Origin of the sequence: Paenibacillus wynnii (assembly GCF_030812855.1) — a bacterium.
GTDB lineage: Bacteria > Bacillota > Bacilli > Paenibacillales > Paenibacillaceae > Paenibacillus_AQ > Paenibacillus_AQ wynnii_A.
Map to the genome: position 1 here is coordinate 280,213 of NZ_JAUSTK010000002.1, position 17,230 is coordinate 297,442.

Annotated in this window: 15 protein-coding genes; 5 read left to right on the forward strand and 10 right to left on the reverse strand. The window is 48.0% G+C overall.

What is annotated here, in order from left to right:
- Window positions 1-195 precede the first annotated feature (195 nt).
- The gene (locus J2T20_RS03190) at window positions 196-1,587 is read right to left on the reverse strand and encodes an NAD(P)-dependent oxidoreductase (protein ID WP_307585495.1); all 1,392 of its coding nucleotides are present in this window, start codon (window positions 1,585-1,587) and stop codon (window positions 196-198) included.
- A gap of 367 nt (window positions 1,588-1,954) precedes the next feature.
- Here J2T20_RS03190 and J2T20_RS03195 point away from each other — a divergent pair, with 367 nt between their 5' ends.
- Complete coding sequence (locus J2T20_RS03195) at window positions 1,955-3,643, forward strand: PucR family transcriptional regulator (RefSeq protein WP_307585497.1); 1,689 nt, start codon at window positions 1,955-1,957, stop codon at window positions 3,641-3,643.
- On the opposite strand, the gene J2T20_RS03200 is transcribed toward J2T20_RS03195, so the two are convergent.
- The 6 genes from J2T20_RS03200 to J2T20_RS03225 all read right to left on the reverse strand — a co-directional run bounded on the left by J2T20_RS03200 (window position 3,618) and on the right by J2T20_RS03225 (window position 10,358).
- On the reverse strand, window positions 3,618-4,976 hold the full coding sequence (locus tag J2T20_RS03200; RefSeq protein WP_307585499.1) for an aspartate aminotransferase family protein: 1,359 nt from the start codon (window positions 4,974-4,976) through the stop codon (window positions 3,618-3,620). The genes J2T20_RS03195 and J2T20_RS03200 overlap by 26 nt on opposite strands.
- A gap of 44 nt (window positions 4,977-5,020) precedes the next feature.
- The gene (locus tag J2T20_RS03205; protein ID WP_307585501.1) at window positions 5,021-6,484 is read right to left on the reverse strand and encodes a CoA-acylating methylmalonate-semialdehyde dehydrogenase; all 1,464 of its coding nucleotides are present in this window, start codon (window positions 6,482-6,484) and stop codon (window positions 5,021-5,023) included.
- 104 nt (window positions 6,485-6,588) lie between these two features.
- On the reverse strand, window positions 6,589-7,692 hold the full coding sequence (locus tag J2T20_RS03210) for an ABC transporter substrate-binding protein (RefSeq protein ID WP_307585503.1): 1,104 nt from the start codon (window positions 7,690-7,692) through the stop codon (window positions 6,589-6,591).
- A gap of 151 nt (window positions 7,693-7,843) precedes the next feature.
- Entirely contained in the window at window positions 7,844-8,761 is a 918-nt protein-coding gene (locus J2T20_RS03215) for an ABC transporter permease (RefSeq protein ID WP_307585505.1), read from the reverse strand.
- On the reverse strand, window positions 8,761-9,573 hold the full coding sequence (locus J2T20_RS03220; protein ID WP_307585507.1) for an ABC transporter permease: 813 nt from the start codon (window positions 9,571-9,573) through the stop codon (window positions 8,761-8,763). Before J2T20_RS03220 ends, J2T20_RS03215 begins: the two co-directional genes overlap by 1 nt.
- A gap of 2 nt (window positions 9,574-9,575) precedes the next feature.
- Entirely contained in the window at window positions 9,576-10,358 is a 783-nt protein-coding gene (locus J2T20_RS03225) for an ABC transporter ATP-binding protein (protein WP_307585508.1), read from the reverse strand.
- 297 nt (window positions 10,359-10,655) lie between these two features.
- Here J2T20_RS03225 and J2T20_RS03230 point away from each other — a divergent pair, with 297 nt between their 5' ends.
- On the forward strand, window positions 10,656-10,952 hold the full coding sequence (locus tag J2T20_RS03230; protein ID WP_307585510.1) for a histidine kinase N-terminal 7TM domain-containing protein: 297 nt from the start codon (window positions 10,656-10,658) through the stop codon (window positions 10,950-10,952).
- A gap of 439 nt (window positions 10,953-11,391) precedes the next feature.
- Window positions 11,392-12,462 carry an SDR family oxidoreductase gene (locus J2T20_RS03235; RefSeq protein WP_307585511.1) on the forward strand — a complete coding sequence of 357 codons (1,071 nt, stop codon included), beginning with the start codon at window positions 11,392-11,394 and terminating at the stop codon, window positions 12,460-12,462.
- 48 nt (window positions 12,463-12,510) lie between these two features.
- On the opposite strand, the gene J2T20_RS03240 is transcribed toward J2T20_RS03235, so the two are convergent.
- Window positions 12,511-12,870, reverse strand: a complete 360-nt coding sequence (locus J2T20_RS03240; protein WP_307585513.1) for a winged helix-turn-helix transcriptional regulator — start codon at window positions 12,868-12,870, stop codon at window positions 12,511-12,513.
- Between the two features lie 93 nt (window positions 12,871-12,963).
- Complete coding sequence (locus J2T20_RS03245; RefSeq protein WP_307585515.1) at window positions 12,964-13,818, reverse strand: MBL fold metallo-hydrolase; 855 nt, start codon at window positions 13,816-13,818, stop codon at window positions 12,964-12,966.
- Between the two features lie 217 nt (window positions 13,819-14,035).
- Between J2T20_RS03245 and J2T20_RS03250 the strand changes: the two genes are divergently transcribed.
- The gene (locus J2T20_RS03250) at window positions 14,036-14,881 is read left to right on the forward strand and encodes a DUF72 domain-containing protein (RefSeq protein ID WP_307585517.1); all 846 of its coding nucleotides are present in this window, start codon (window positions 14,036-14,038) and stop codon (window positions 14,879-14,881) included.
- 45 nt (window positions 14,882-14,926) lie between these two features.
- On the forward strand, window positions 14,927-16,426 hold the full coding sequence (locus J2T20_RS03255; RefSeq protein ID WP_307585519.1) for an alpha-amylase: 1,500 nt from the start codon (window positions 14,927-14,929) through the stop codon (window positions 16,424-16,426).
- Window positions 16,427-16,508: 82 nt separating this feature from the next.
- Here the strand turns inward: J2T20_RS03255 and J2T20_RS03260 are convergent, their stop codons facing one another.
- Window positions 16,509-17,120 (reverse strand): biotin transporter BioY, encoded by a 612-nt coding sequence (locus J2T20_RS03260; RefSeq protein ID WP_307585521.1) that lies wholly within the window; start codon window positions 17,118-17,120, stop codon window positions 16,509-16,511.
- Between the last annotated feature and the right edge of the window lie 110 nt (window positions 17,121-17,230).

Here is a 17,230-nt window from a genome sequence, read left to right on the forward strand (position 1 = left end):
ATTACATTTATGTCCGGTGCCTCCGTAACTACGGTGAATGTTGGACTTCCGGCCGCTGTTGTCTCCAGATTTCTTGGATTATACCGCTGATTGCGGATGAAATCCGGAGACAAAGGCGGACGCATACGCTCCTCCAGTTCCAAAATTCCCCTTCGTTACTCCAACCTCTTCATCATTAGAAATCTTTAAGTCCTTCTACACTACCGAGCCAATCACGCTCGTCTGTTGGGGGAGGAACTGTTGGATGATGGCGTAGGCGGCATCCTTGCCTTGTTGGGCGGCGGATACGACCATGGCTTCGCCTTTACCGGAACCGAAGACAATATCCCCGGCAGCATAGATTTGCGGGTCAGAGGTGCGGTATGTTGTCTCATCAATTTCGACAACACCCCACTCATGCCGCAGGCCGAAGGCATCGATCAGGTCAGTTCGACGCTTTTGACCGATTGCAACTACTACGGCATCTACCGGCATTATAAATTCAGAGCCTTCGATTGGCATTGGGACAAGCCGTCCGTCCTTGCCTAATTCACCTGTCAGCTTCATCTGCACACATTCAAGACCAGTGACATTCCCAAGCTCATCGCCAACGATTCGCTTCGGAAGGGTTAACCAGCTGAATTCTACGCCTTCTTGCTTGGCGAATTCATATTCGAAATCATAGGCGGTCATTTCCTCGCGAGTTCGGCGGTAGACCATCTTCACATTCGACGCTCCAAGCCGTACGGAGCACGTTGCTCCATCAATGGCTGTATTGCCTGCGCCGATGACAGCCACACGTTGGCCCATCAGTTCCAGCGTTGGAACGCCCGACTTGGTGCTCTCCACCAATTGGATAGCGTCATATACACCTGATAATCGCTCGCCTTCGATTCCTATTGGGGGCACATAGCCCATTCCGGCAGCCAGTACGATGGCATCGTAGCCGGATTTAAGCTCTTCTACCGAAACATCTACGCCGACCTTTACGCCTGTACGTATTTCCACGCCCAGCTTCTCTACCTGATCTACTTCCCAGAGGGATACGGACTGCGGCAACCGGAAGGATACGATTCCGTGTGTATCCAGACCTCCAGCCAACGGCTTTGCCTCATAGATCACAACGGAAAATCCCTTACGGGCCAGCTCGCGGGCTGCGGATAATCCGGCCGGGCCACCGCCCACTATAGCAACTTTTTTGCCGTTAGATTCACCGGCTGTAAATAATTGAACTCGCGCTTGGATCGCCCAATCTGTTGCATAACGCTGGAGCAAGCCGATTTTTATCGTTTCGGAGGTATCATTCAGCACACAAGCCCCTTCACACAGTTCCTCTGTAGGGCAGACGCGGGCGCAACTGGCTCCTACCGGATTAGAGTCCATAATGGTGTGAGCTGAGCCTTTGAGGTTATCCGTGGCTATTCTTTTAATAAATGAAGGAATATTAATGCTGGTCGGACAGGCTTTAATGCAGGGAGCATCATAACAATAGAGACAGCGGTTAGATTCATCAATGGCGCCTTTACGGGTCAGTCCCGGCTCAGCCTCAGCGAAATTACGCATAAACATATCCGGTGTAAATGTGGTTAACGGAGCATCATGTCCCATCAGCTATCCCTCCATCTGGTATTAGGTTATTTCTATGCCGAAGCATAGGCCTTTCAGTCGATTCGAGGAAAATTCCCCAGCGTGCTTACGAGGTTACAGCTCATATTCTCTTCCCCGCAGCATATATGTGTTATATAATATAACATTATTACGATAGTTGCCTTAATTTTCTGCTTACCACAAGTGTTTTTTATAGTAAAATAGAAACAAATCACCAGAACTCCCCTAACTTCTGCCGAGTTAAGTTATATATCCTAACATATTATATACAAACTATAATCAATTCCTATTTTCGTTACATTAGACACATTGTCTAATTTCAAAAGTGTATTTTTTACGATTATCGATTAGGTGAGGGGGAACAGCTATGGATTGGGAGCTTGTATTTACGATTCGTGATGCACTAAAAAGACCACTGTTCGCAGAAGCGGAGGTGATCGGAGGAAAAAGCGGCCTTAATCGGTCCATTCGTTGGGTGCATGTACTCGAAAGCGCCAGCTTCGAGAGTCTGATTCATGGCGAGGAAATGATTTTGACTACGGGTATTGGCATAGGTGTCGATGTGCCTTCTTCACTGGCGTTTATGGAGAATCTAATTCACAAAAATGCCGCCTGTCTTTGCATTGAAATCGGTAGTTACTTCAGCTCTGTTCCGCGGGAGTTAGTCGAGTTGGCCGATAAGCATGACTTCCCGCTGATCATCTTCACCCGCACCGTTCGCTTTGTAGATATTACAATGGATCTGCATTCCCTCATTATCAACCGCCATCACCGGATGCTTCAGGAGTTGGAGAGTATCTCGCGTGAATTTCACCGGTTAACCTTAACCTCGCAAGGGGCAATCAAAGTCCTTCAACTCTTATCCAAAAGCACCCGCACACAAATTGTCTATATGCAGCTGCAAGGCAAACCCCTGTTCTTCCCGGCACTTTCCCCCGAGGATCAAGCCCCTTTACTTCGTTTCTTCGCAGCCTTCGGCGAAGAGGTGGAAGGCAGCCAGCCTGATGCGGCCCCTTATATACGTGAATATGGCAACAAAACCATGATGATTAAGCCTGTTGGAGCTCTCGATCAGACGTGGGCATATCTCATGATGGTCTGTACCCACAAACCACAGGAGTTCGACTGCCTGCTTTTGGACTCCGCATCGCTGTCTATCGCTCAGGAGCTGCTTCGCACGCGTTATATGGAGGAGCGTAAGCTTTTTTCGGAGAATCTATGGGTTGATGAGCTGATCAACGGCCGCATAGAAGACGATAAGCGACTTAAAGGCCTGGTCGGACCAGACTTCAATGTGATGAACGAGTTCCCGTACCGCGTATGCCTGATCGAGATTGAGAATCCCCGGGATGTGAAATGGAACAGCTCCGAAAATGATTGGGAATCCATCACCTTCCACCTGTCGCTCATCCTAAGATCCATCTTCGAGAAATATTCCCTGCGTCCACTTATCACGCTCAAAAATAACCGCCTGACCGTCATCGCTCTTGATATCCAATCCAAGCTTCCAGGCAAGCCCAGACTGCAGCAGGCACTCGATTCCTTACAGCACATCCGATCCGATGAGAAGCTAAAGGACCTGCAGCTCATAATAGGTGTCGGCAAACCCCATACCGGGCTTAAACATGCGTACGCCGGTTATCAGGAAGCCGTTCAAGCATTGTCTCTATACCCTTGTTACCAAAAGTCATTACTGTTCTATGAAGAGCTCGGCGTGTTCCAGCTTCTGCTCAGCTTGAATGACGGCAAAACACTTCAAGCCTTCATACGCAGCTATCTCGGGCCCCTGATCGACCACGATCAGACCAAGGGCAGTGAGCTGATGCTGACCCTCCGTGTCTATCTGGACCACGACGGCTCCAAGCAGATTGCAGCACGGAATTTGTTCATTGTCAGACAATCACTCTATTACCGTTTAGATAAAATCACCGAACTGCTCGGCGAAGACTTTATGTTACCGGAGAATCGAATATCGATTCAGGTGGCGTTGCGAGCTTACCAACTTCTTTATCCGGAAAAGTTCGCCCTGCCTAGCTCTCGCTCATTACAGATTTAAAGGTATCCACAATAAACTGTATATCCTCGTCAGTTGAGGATAGCGGCGGAGCAAAGGTTAGCACATTATTAAATCCTGCTACGGTATCGCCGTTTTTACCGATAATAAGCCCTTTGGCTTTGCACTTGGCTATAATTCCTTTTACCGTATCCAGATGCAACGGTTTCTTAGTAACTTTATCTTCAACAAGCTCAATACCTGTAACTAATCCAAAGCTGCGGATGTCGCCCACCAGCTTATGATCCAGCAGTTCTGAGAACTCTTGATTTAATCTAGCACCCAATATGTCCGCTCGTTCGATAAGACTCTCCTGTTCAAGGATCTCTAGATTCCGCAAAGCCAATGCACAAGCCGCCGGGTTGCCCCCAAAGGTGTTAACGTGGCGGAAGTAACCATAGTCATCACTGTTATCCTTGAAGACTTCATAGATATCCTTACGTACAGCTGTTGCCGACAGAGGGAGATAGGCACTGGTCAGCCCTTTTGCCATCGTCACGATGTCAGGCTTAATATTGAAGTTGTGATGGCCGAATTTACGTCCGGAGCGCCCAAAACCGCAAATCACTTCATCAATAATAAGCAGCACGCCATGCTTGCGGCAGATCTCCTGCACCCGGTCCATATAGACTTGATGCGGCACAATCACTCCGCCCCCTGTAATCACTGGCTCCATAATCACAGCCGCGACAGTCTCCACACCTTCCCAAACAATCGTATCCTCAATGGCTTGCGCACACTGCAGATTGAACTCTTCTACCGTTTGTCCGGCAGGACGGCGGTAGCTGTCCGGCGGTGCCACATGCAGAAATCCTCCGCCGAGTGGTTCGTACTTGTACTTCCGCTGCGCCTGCCCGGTTGCCGCCAAGGCCCCCATCGAATTACCGTGATAACCGCGGTAACGGGCGATAAACTTATGGCGGTAATGCTGGCCGATCTGCTGCTGGTATTGACGGGCCATTTTGAAGGCTGCTTCATTCGCTTCCGATCCACTGTTCGAGAAAAAGATTACATAATCATCTCCGAGCCAGTCGTTTAGCTTCTCTGCCAGAGCTATAGCTGGCAAATGGCTTTGCGTCAGCGGAAAATAAGGCAGGCTTAGCAGTTGGTTATAAGCAGCCTCCGCCAGCTCTTTACGGCCATAACCCACATTCACGCACCATAAACCGGACATACCGTCCAAATATTTATTCCCGTGAATATCCGTGACCCATGAACCGCTAGCCGAAGTTGCGATCATTGGCGGGTTGGCTTCACTGTAAGGGGTGATATTATGCCATAAATACTTCTGATCCTTCTTAATTGCCAGCTCACTTTCCGTCCCCAAGCTTTGCATAGCGTTCTCTCCTCTCAAACTCCACATTGGTTAATATGAATTGATTAATAACGTGCAGTGATCATTTTTTTACGAGTATAAAATTCAACGCCATCCCGGCCGTTAGCATGCAAATCTCCATAGAACGATTTCTTGTAGCCCGAGAAAGGAAAGAACGCCATGGGAGCAGGAACACCCAGATTCACACCCAGCATCCCCGCATCTATCTCTTCACGGAACTCACGGATCGCCTTGGCGCTGTCCGTATAAATGCAAGCCCCGTTCGCAAACGGTGATTGATTCGTTACAGCTATCGCTTCACCTAGATCTTTGGCGCGAATGACCGCTAACACCGGCGCAAATATCTCATCCTTCCAAATCACCATACCCGGCTTCACATGATCAAAAATAGTGGGTCCAATAAAATACCCAGCACCGCTCACAGCAGCATCTGCCCTGCCGTCCCGCACCAGCTTGGCATTCTCACGTTCACCCGCCTCAATGTACGCCACAGTTTTATCCTTATTAGCCTGACGGATCACCGGGCCGAGGAACACACCTTTCTCCATACCATTTCCGATTTTGAGCTCATCCGCAGCCCTTTTCAGACGGCCCACCAATTCATCAGCGATATCTTCATGGACCACCACAACGGAACAAGCCATACAGCGTTCACCTGCGGAGCCGAAGGCTGCCGAAGTAATATTTTTTACGGCATTCTCGAGGTCTGCATCCGGAAGCACGATAGAATGATTTTTGGCTCCGGCCAGAGCTTGAACACGTTTGCCATGGGAGGTTCCAGTCTTATACACATACTCCGCCACAGGCTGCGAGCCCACGAAAGAGATCGCTTTAACTTCCTCATGCTCCAGCAAGCCATTCACGACCTCATGCGCACCATGCACAATGTTCAGCACACCCGGAGGAAATCCTGCTTGGGTGAATAGCTCCCCGAGACGGTTTACCAGCAGCGGTGTACGTTCAGAAGGCTTTAGCACAAAGGTGTTGCCACAGGCGATCGCCAGCGGAAACATCCAGCAGGGCACCATCATGGGGAAATTAAACGGAGCAATCCCGCCGATTACACCCAGAGGGTAGCGGTACATGCCCGACTCTACACCTGTTGCGATATCCGGCAGCTGACTGCCCATCATCAAGGTCGGAATACCTGCAGCAAACTCTACACACTCAATCCCACGCTGTACCTCCCCGTAGGCCTCCTCGAGACTTTTGCCATTCTCCAGCGTAATTAGCTCCGCCAGCTCATTCCAGTGTTCCACCAACAGCTGCTGGTATTGGAAGAAATAGCGCGCCCGCCGAGGCACAGCAACCTTTTTCCAGGATTGAAAAGCCGCTGACGCAGCCTCGACCGCCGCATCCAACTCCTCCCGACCTGAGATAGGCACGTAGGCTATGACCTCCCCAGTCGCCGGATTGATGACTTCCTCATCCCGACCGGAGGATGACTCCACCCAATCTCCATTCACATAGTTCTTAACCCGAACTGCATTTGTAATCAGTAGAGACATTCCTTGCACCTCTCTTCTCTATCTGCTGTTAACTAGTCACCGATTATAAGGAGATGACCGCCAAAATGACGGCCATCCATTGATAAATATGCTGTGCTTATCGCTTACTTGCTAGCCATCTCAACAATCTCATTGGTATAAGCTTCGTCTACTTTGGAAGCTGTTTTGATCACACCGAATTTAAGGGCAATATCTGCAGTTTGCTGGAAAGCCGCAGCATCGGTATAACCCATCTTGGCAGGATCAAAACCTTCCGGAAGGATCAGCTTGGCGACTTCATTCATCATGGTTAACTGATGTTCCTTCGTTGTACTGCCGGCTTCCGCCAGCTTCATCACACTATCTACTGCAGCAGCAGGATCGGCGATAGCATCTTTCCAGCCTTTTAAGGATGCACGGACGAATTTAGCCGCTGTTTCTTTATTCTCTGCCAGCCATTCTTTGTTCGCGAACAGGTTATCCTCAAGCATCGCTACACCCTCATCATTCATATCAATGACACTCAAATCTGCAGCAGGGATTCCTGATTCCAACGCAACCTGATATTCGTTATAAGTCATTGCCGAGGCGGCATCAATTTCCCCACCCAGGAACTGATCCATGGTAAAGCCTTGCTTCGTGAAATTCAGATCCTTATTGGGATCGAGCTTATATTTATCAAAAAGGGCCAAGATTTCGAATTCATTGCCACCCATCCAATTGCCTACTTTTTTTCCTTTCAGATCCGCAGGAGCACTGATGCCTGCATCCTTTTTGGAGACCAACACAAGTCCGCTCTTTTGGAAAATCTGAGCAATTTGCACCAGCGGCATTTCCTGCTCCTGACTGGTCAGCAAGCTCGCCACCCAATCCACGCCAATATCTGCGGAACCGCCTGCTACTTGTTGTTCAGGTACGATATCAGGGCCTCCCGGCAGGATTTCTACTTTAAGACCTTCTTCAGCGTAGTAGCCTTTATCTTGAGCCACAAAGTATCCGGCAAATTGTGCCTGCGGTACCCACTTCAGCTGCAACTTAACGGTAACAGGCTCAGCAGCGGGCTCAGTCGTCGCCTCAGCAGCCGGTTCAGTTGTAGCATTAGCCGCAGCATTCGGTTCCGCAGATGGAGCGGCATTGCTATTCCCTCCACAGCCTGCCACCACAGTCATCACGAGCATCAAAACCGCCAACAACAACACACCACGAAACTTCCGATTCTTCACATTCATCAATTGAACTCCCCCTACCGTAATTTTTAGTCTCTCACAAATCAGAATGCACAGTATGGTTACTATCGCGGTGCTCTATATGCAAACGGCTTAAGCAGGACTTCTTCGTCCCTAACACTTGAGGCCGGATGTATTGAAGTAAATTCCAGGATCAGGATCTGGCTGACGGATGCCATTTGATAAACATCTTCTCCAATCTTTCAACAACCAGGTAAAATAACACGCCGGCCACCGCAGCCAATACGATACAGGACCAGCCAAGCGGCATTTTAGCTACCTTGATAGAGTTGGAGAGCAGATACCCAAGTCCTCTGGAGGAAAAGAAAAACTCCCCGACAATGGCTCCGATCATACTGGCTGTAGCATTGATCTTAAGCGCAGTGAATACATACGGCAGGCTGTTTTGAATCCTTAGATAGCGGAATACAGCTGGCTTGCCCGCCGCATAGGAATGCATAAGATCGAGCGCCAGCGGATCGATTGCCGCCATGCCCTTGTAGGCATTAATGGCCATTGCCGCCATTGTAGTTGCCGTTACAATCGCAACCCGCGAACCGATACCATCTCCGAACCAAAGGTTCATAATGGGGGCAAGCGCCACGATTGGTACGGCATTTAGGGCAGCTACCATCGTCAGACTGCCACCTCCCCATCGAGGCCAAGCCGTTGCTGTTAAGGCAATCAAGAATCCGATAGCGGAGCCCGCTAACATCCCGAGAACCGCCTCAGCCAGTGTATATCCGGTATAAGATAACAACAGACTGAAATTTTCTCTCATGGACTGCGCAATGGCTGACGGCAAGGGCAACTGATATTTTTTCAGATCAAATATAGAGTGAAAGAACTGCTGCTCCCACAGCGTAAGGAAAACAACTCCTGCCAACAAGGGTAAAATCACCCCGGCATTCAGCCATCTTTTCCACCCTCCGGGTTTCCCGCTCTTTTTGGACTTCACCTCAACTTCAGGTTGTAAGCCAGAGCTTTTCTTCTCTGCTGCTGCCGAACGACGAACTCCGTCATTTCCGGGAGAGGGGATATACGCCGCCTCCTGTACTGAGCTTCTATCCATTAGCGGCTACCTCCTTTCGGGCGGAACTCCGGCTGCCAAGGCGCTACTGCACGCTCGACCAGACTCATTAACCAATAACTCACGATCCCGAGCAAAGCACCAACGATAACCGTAGACCAGAACATATAAGTATGAGATGGGCCGTAGTAAAGATTGCGCAGCATGATAACACCGATCCCGTGCTGGGCTCCCATAAGTTCAACCAGAATCGCACCCGTTACCGCAAGCGGAGCAGCAATTTTAAGTCCGCTGAACAATCCGGGGAGAGCTGCCGGCAAACGGAGCTTCCAGTACACCGCCCACGGTTTAGCCGCATAGGAATGCATTAACTCAAGTGCCGATAGATCCACACTGCGCAAGCCGCGCAGCATATTAAGTGAAACGGGGAAGAAGGTAATGTAACCCGAGATAATAATGCGTGAGATTTGATCATCCCGTACAATTCCGTAGATAATTGGAGCGAGGCCCAGAATAGGAATCATTTGTGAAGCAATAGCATATGGAAAGGTCAGCTTCTCAACGATTTTCGAAATACTCATCAATATCGCCAACACAATCCCGGCAGAAGCACCCAGGAGAAACCCGACACCCGCACTGCCGAAAGTCGCTCCACCTTCTTTGAAAAGAGTGCCTTTATACTGCCATAAAGTTCCCATAACTTCATGCACGTAAGGCAACTTGGACTGCGCAAGCGGCGTCTCCGCTACATTCAGTAACAGCCAGGAACCAACTTCCCACAAGAGCAGAAATCCGAATATCCATACAAAAAGAGGGAGCAGGCGGCTCCGCATTAACAGGCCGTTTCCTTTCATAACTACACCCCTTCGAAACTATCGCGAATACGGGCGATCAGCTCAAAAAACTGCGGGCTGTTTCTCATTTCGGCGGTGCGCGGACGAGGCAGAGGAATATCTACAACAGAGGATAGCCGTCCCGGATGTGGAGATAACACGAACACCCGATCGGACAGAAAAATGGATTCAGGAATACTGTGTGTAACAAATACAATAGTGTTTTGAACCTTACTCCAGACTGATAACAACTCTTCATTCAAGCGTTCGCGTGTAAATTCATCCAGGGCCGAGAACGGTTCATCCATTAGCAGAATTTCCGGTTCCATCGACAAAGCTCTGGCGATTGCCACACGCTGCTGCATCCCCCCGCTGAGCTGCCATGGGTATTTATCTGCAAAGCCCTGTAAACCTACCAATTCCAGCAGTTCCAGCGCCTTATCCTCACGTACCGATTTCTTCGTCCCCATCAATTCAAGAGGCAGCGTAATATTGTCTTTAACCTTCCTCCAGTCATAGAGCACAGGGCTTTGAAAAACGATGCCATATTTCTGGGCGAGCCTTGCTTCTCTGGCACTTTTGCCAGCGACAGTTATATTACCGCCAGTAGGCTCAATGAGATCAGCCATTAGTCTCAGCAGTGTTGTTTTTCCGCAGCCGGAAGGCCCCAGTAGAGAAACGAACTCCCCCTTAGCAATATCAAGACTAACCTTATGAAGCGCCAAAACATCCGCCGATTCTGTTTGATACCTCATTTCAATGTTCTCTAACTTAATCTCAGGAATTTCTGTCAGTATTGTTGACATTCCTATCCCTCCCATTCCTGATTATATATTTTAATGTCATATTTAATAACATATTTCCTGTAAATTTAAGTACAGTTACATTGTTGTGTAGCTTTAACTAACATATTACACATTGAACCTCACACTCACACTAGACAAAGAGTAAAATACCTCCGGCTATTTTTCGTCATTTTGTCCATAGCGACATTTTTGATTATTAAAATAATGTGTTTCTGCTGATAAAGAAGAGGTTAACTTTATTCAGGATTCCGCCGTAATAACCACTAATCCCTCTTTTGAAATGTGCGAGGTAGAGTTGTGATCGTTGCTATTTCCGGAGTGCTGAACGCCCTGCTCGCCATCCTCGCTTATTATAAGGAAACCGATTTTGCGGGCGTAAAACCCTTCATTGCTAACGCTTGCACTTCAGCCATATACACCTTCGATTTTGCACTTGAGCTATCCGGCAATTCTCTGCAGGAAATCAATCTTTGGTTAAACGTAGAATATTTGGGGATGCCGTTCATCGCCCCTTCAAGCCTGATTATGGTCTTACATTTCGTGGGGCTGGAGAGGTTGATCAATCGAAGAAAAGTGGCAGCGCGTGGGAACTAATGAATTTACCTTGGTGTAATTTTAGTTGTATTTTATGCATTTATTTAATACATGAAGGGCATAACCCGCAATTTAGTTGTACTCCATACATCTAAATCCCAGCCGAATCCACTTTTCAGCCGAATAGTGGAGAAATAAGTGTACAAAGTGCATCTAAAGAGTTGCATCCGGCGAATTAGGGAGTTTTAGTTGCACAAAGTACATTTATTTCACTTAATACAATAGAAAACACCCCGTTTCTCGGCTAAGCCGCTCTGAAACGGGGTGTTTTTCGAAGATAATTAAATCCTAGACTACCGTTACCTTATTGAACAGGGACCATCAAATGGGTTACAAAAAAGTGCCTACTGCACTTCAAAGTGCGTACTTCTCATGTGTGGTTCCTTGATGCACAATAACAGTGGACAAAGCACAAGAGTACAAAAGGAGCTGAGACACTATGAATATTGAATCCCAAATATCACCCAAAGTGGCCTTAGTCGCAGGCGCAAATGGTGTTATCGGCCGCAACCTAATTGATCATCTCCTTACGCTCCCCGATTGGGACATCATCGGCGTATCGCGTCGCGGCGGAGAATCTAACGGCCGTATTAGGTATGTGACTGCGGATCTACTCGATATAGATGACACCCGCAAGAAGTTAAGCGGTTTAACTGAGGTAACACACATTTTCTATGCCGCCTATCAAGACCGTCCAACTTGGGCTGAACTTGTTCCACCAAATCTAGCTATGCTAGTGAATATCGTAGAAGCGATTGAACCCATCGCTTCGGGTTTGAAGCATATTAGTTTGATGCAAGGATACAAGGTATACGGCGCTCATCTCGGACCTTTCAAAACTCCGGCTCGTGAGACAGATGCCAACCATATGCCGCCGGAGTTCAATGTTGACCAGCAAGATTTCTTAGAACGACGGCAAAAAGGTAAGTCCTGGACTTGGTCGGCACTTCGTCCTTCTGTAGTTTGCGGCTTTTCGCTTGGAAATCCTATGAACCTGGCAATGGTTATTGCTATCTATGCCTCAATTTCGAAGGAACTTGGACTTCCGCTGAGGTTTCCAGGTAAACCGGGCGCTTATGACAGTCTCTTGGAGATGACAGATGCTGGGCTACTTGCGAAAGCAACAGTATGGGCGGCGACTGAAAAGCGGTGTGCCAATCAGGCATTCAATATCACGAACGGCGATCTGTTCCGCTGGAACGAATTATGGCCGAAGATCGCCCACTACTTTGGTTTGGAGACGGCTCCACCGCTGCAAATGTCACTGGACATTGTTATGTCGGACAAGGAGCAACTTTGGAACCAAATGATTGAGAAGCATGGGCTTTCTCGGCATTCCTATAAAGACGTTTCCTCTTGGCCATTCGGCGATTTCGTATTTTCTTGGAATTACGACTTCTTTGCCGATGGGACTAAGGCCCGGCGCTTAGGCTTTCATGAATACATTGATACTGAAGCGATGTTTATGAACATCTTCGATGACTTCCGACGACGCAAAGTCATCCCGTGAATTAATGAAGGATAAAGAAAAGCCGACCCTGAGTATAAGGTCGGCTTCTTAACTTTTATTAGCCAGAACAATTGCTTTTCCCTCGTACTTTCTTTCTATATGCGAATCCCCCCACCTACACATTAAATGTAAGATATCCTTTAAACTCCAACCGTAGTCTGTCAATTCATACTCGACTTTTGGGGGTACCTGATTATAAGAAATACGCACAATGACTCCTTCCTCTTCAAGCTCCCGAAGATGCTGCGTTAACATTTTTTGAGTAATTGCCGGTATTAAGCTTCTAAACTCATGGTTACGTTTCTTGCCAAATGTTAAATGAAAGAGAATAACAGGTTTCCACTTCCCCCCAATTACCTCCAAGGTTGCTTCTACTGCTGTATTGTAAATCTTATTAGGTTCATGCATTAATATAGACCTCGCCTCTTTTTTCTGAATTTTCCTATGAAATAAAGGATTCTACATATAGTACATGACTACAATGTGAACCCTCTATTTTAACTATTTTGTCCCGGCCATGAAATATTCAAGTCCCTGAAGCAAATCCTCCGGCAGCTCGTCAATCTTCAGAAAAGTCTTCATTTCCAGAACTACCCGTTCACGGTCATGTCCGAAAACATCCACTATACGGGCCATTCGTTCCCAAGAGGATAAATCCTTGCGAAACTCCTCCCCATTCATGGGTATACCGTGGGATTCCACATACCATTCTGCCCCATAGCTATACGCCAGGCGGAGCAGTCTTAAGAAGCCGGTGCTGCTGTATTTTCGCGGTCCTCCATAAACCGAGGGGCCGAGGGCATCTCCGAGAAATAAGATACGATCTTCTTTCACATATAGGAAGCAGGAGTCCTCCGAATGATCCCCGCCTACATGGACCAGTTCACAAGTGATCCCGCCAAGATCAAGGGTAATTCGGTCCTTAAAAATAATGTCCGGCCCCAGCAGCGTGATGGTCCGCTCTTCCCCGTATTCCTTACGTATATCAGCAGCACTTTCCTTACTTATCGTTCCCTCCGTTACCAGCTGCTCGAGACAAGCCTCTGACCAGTCCAACCCTGCCAAAGAAGCTAGAGCGTTGGCGGTCTCTGCATGGGCTACTGCCGGCAGATTCCAGGCGGACATGCCGAAGGTATGATCCCAGTGCCAATGGGTTAGAGCTAGAATATCAGGCTGCCTATAACCTCTTTTGGACAACTCTTCCCGGAAAAGTTCTGCGTGAGCTGGTGAATTGCCCGCATCCATCAGAAGGGTGCGTCTGCCACCTAGCACCGCTGCCAAAATAGGACGGTCCGTGTCATGCTCCGCGTGCATAATGATTACATTCTTACTTAGTTGCTGAAACTTATGATCCATGGGTAGCCCTCCTTCGTTGTCAAACTGGGCTTAATGAAATCGGCTTCTGAACGGTTTGAACTAAAAGCTTCTAAATGAAGTTGTATTATCTTAATGTTGCATGAATTCGAGATTTTAATCAACACTCTCTGTTTTTGATACTACCTTTTTCGTTTAATAAGGAATAGCCAACACTAAAGTTAGATTATATTCGCATACTGGAGAAGGAGGCAGGAGCATGATTAAGATCGGCCTAGCTGGATTCGGGGATCATGAGGAGCTGTACGGCAAAATCAAACCAGCCCTCCGGCTGCCCACATACAGCGGCCATTTCTCGATTGTAGAAATCGACAGCTCATTTTATGCAGTACAGCCTGTTAAAAACTATACTAAATGGGTGGAACAAACTCCGGACGGCTTCCACTTTATTGTTAAGGCTTATCAAGGAATGACAGGGCATCTGCGCGGCAAAAAAAACTATTACGACACCAAAGAGGAGATGTTCCAAGCCTTCCATCATTCCATTCATCCAGTTATCGGCGGCGGGAAGCTGGCGATGACTTTGTTCCAATTCCCTCCTTGGTTCGATTGTACCCGGCAGAACATTGATATTTTACATGAGACCAAAGAATTGATGCTGGACGTCCCTTGCGCGCTGGAATTCCGCAATAGCAGCTGGTATAGTCCCGAATATCGAGATAAGACGCTTCTTCTTATGGAACGGGAAGGCTGGATTCATACAGTTGTAGATGAGCCTCAAGCTGGTTCTGGATCGGTTCCCATAGTTCCTGTGGCCACCTCACCAGAAATGACCTTAGTCCGTATGCACGGGCGGAATGTGGGAGGTTGGAATCAGAGCCAGCATCCGGATTGGCGCAATCTCCGTTATTTGTACCGTTACAGCACCGAAGAGCTCGAAGAGTGGCGGAATCACCTGCTTCAGCTAGAGAAATCTTCGAAAGTTGTATATACAGTGTTTAACAATAATTCAGGCGGCGATGCTACTGATAATGCGAAAGAGCTTCAAGCTATGCTGGGCTCTGAGGAACAGGGATTAGCCCCGCGCCAGTTGGACTTATTCTAGAGATAGGAATTCTACATATAAAGTGCATTGAAGGGGATGTAAGAGATGAAACGTAACCATACGATGATACAGTTTTTTGAGTGGCATGTTATCGCTGACGGAAATCATTGGAAACATCTCAGTGAGCTGGCACCGGACCTCAAGGCAGTGGGCATTGATGCGGTATGGATACCGCCCGTTACAAAAGCGGTCTCCGCAGAAGATACCGGATATGGCGTTTATGATCTGTACGATCTTGGGGAATTTGATCAAAAGGGAACCACCCGTACAAAATACGGGACCAAGCAGGATCTGGTTGAAGCCATAGCTGAGTGCCAAAAGAACAGCATTGCCGTCTATGTCGATCTTGTTATGAATCATAAGGCAGGGGCGGATGAAACGGAAACCTTCCAGGTCATTGAGGTTGATCCCCATAATCGGATGGAGGAAATCTCGAAGCCTTTCGAGATTGAGGGCTGGACCAAGTTCACCTTCCCGGGCCGGGGAGATGAATATTCCACCTTTAAATGGGACTTTAATCATTTCAACGGCACCGACTTTGATGCGAAAGAGAACCGCAGCGGCGTCTTCCGAATTGTAGGGGAGAACAAAAGCTGGAATCAAAATGTGGATAATGAGTTCGGTAACTATGATTATCTGATGTTCGCCAATATTGACTACAGCCATCCAGACGTTCATAGAGAAATGCTGGAATGGGGAAAATGGCTGGTGGATACACTCCAATGCAGCGGCTATCGATTGGATGCCATTAAGCATATCAATCATGAGTTCATCAAAGAATTCGCAGCAGAGATGACCAAAAAGCGCGGCGAGGATTTCTATATTGTTGGGGAGTTCTGGAATTCAGATTTAAATGCCTGCCGGGAATTTCTGAATACCGTAGATTATCAGATCGATCTATTCGATGTCTCCCTCCATTACAAGTTCCATTCCGCTTCGCTAGGAGGTAGAGACTTTGATCTGACCAAAATATTCGAGGATACCCTTGTCCAGACGCATCCCACCAATGCCGTAACTTTCGTAGACAATCATGACTCGCAGCCTCACGAGGCGCTGGAATCGTGGGTCGGGGACTGGTTCAAGCAAAGCGCCTATGCCCTGATCCTGCTTCGCCGGGACGGCTACCCTGTCGTATTCTATGGAGACTATTACGGGATCGGCGGCCCCTCACCGGTGGACAGCAAGAAGACAGCTATTGATCCCCTGCTCTATGTCCGCTATCAAAAAGCATACGGTGAGCAGGAGGATTATTTCGACCATCCTAACACTATTGGCTGGGTTCGCCGTGGAGTCGAGGAGTTCGAGGGCACCGGCTGTGCGGTCGTGATCTCCAACGGTGATGATGGTGAGAAGCGGATGTTCGTAGGGGAACATCGGGCGGGTGAAGCCTGGGTTGATTTCACAAAGAACCGAGGGGAGTCCATAACCATTGGAGAGGACGGTTGGGCAACCTTTAAGGTGAATGGCGGCAGTGTTTCCGTATGGGCCATCCTTGATCCACCCGAAGATACTGAGGATGAGCACCCTTCCCCATCGAAGAAGTGATTTAGCATAAAAAAGCCTCCTTTCTGCTTATAGCATCCGGGAGGCTTTTGAATTCATTAGGGCTTTTGTAAACTATATAATTCTACAAACGGCCCGGAATCGACTTCTCATTCGCCTGCCAGGTGCTCGATTTTACATTCAGAATCCGTTCGATCGGGTATACCTTCCAGACTGCAGCTACAACTCCTGAAACGATGACTGCCTTGGTCAAGTCTCCTGGCAAGAAAGGCCACATGCCCGCAACCAACGCACCCGATAATGAATCTATGTGGGCAGTATAGGCCAGCCAGCTCACCCCACCAGGATATACGAGTAATGAACCGAACACAAAATTGACTACAATCAGCTTAAGGACTGTATATTTAGTCTGACTCATACGCTCCGCAAACCAGCCAATCAGAAAGGCAGCGAACGGCCAAGACCAAATATATCCAGCTGTAAAGCCAGTCAGCACGGACACGCCGCCTTTACCACCCATTACCGGAAACCCGGCTGCACATAATCCGATAACAATAAGTACTGCAAGCGTTCCATAACGGGCTCCCAAAACAGATCCAGCCAGCATAACCGCCAAAGTTTGAAGCGTTATAGGCACAGTCGAAAAAGGCAGTGAAATTTTCATAAAGCTCAAAGATATCATAACTCCGGCAAATAAAGCGCTAAAAACCAAACCTCGAATAGACCATTCCTTCATGATTGAGAAATACCTCCAGTTTTCTAAAATAGAAAAAGAGCGAAGCCGTTTCTTTCGAGGATCACTATATCATCCCTATTTCAATACATCAATCTTAAAATCTTTGTTAT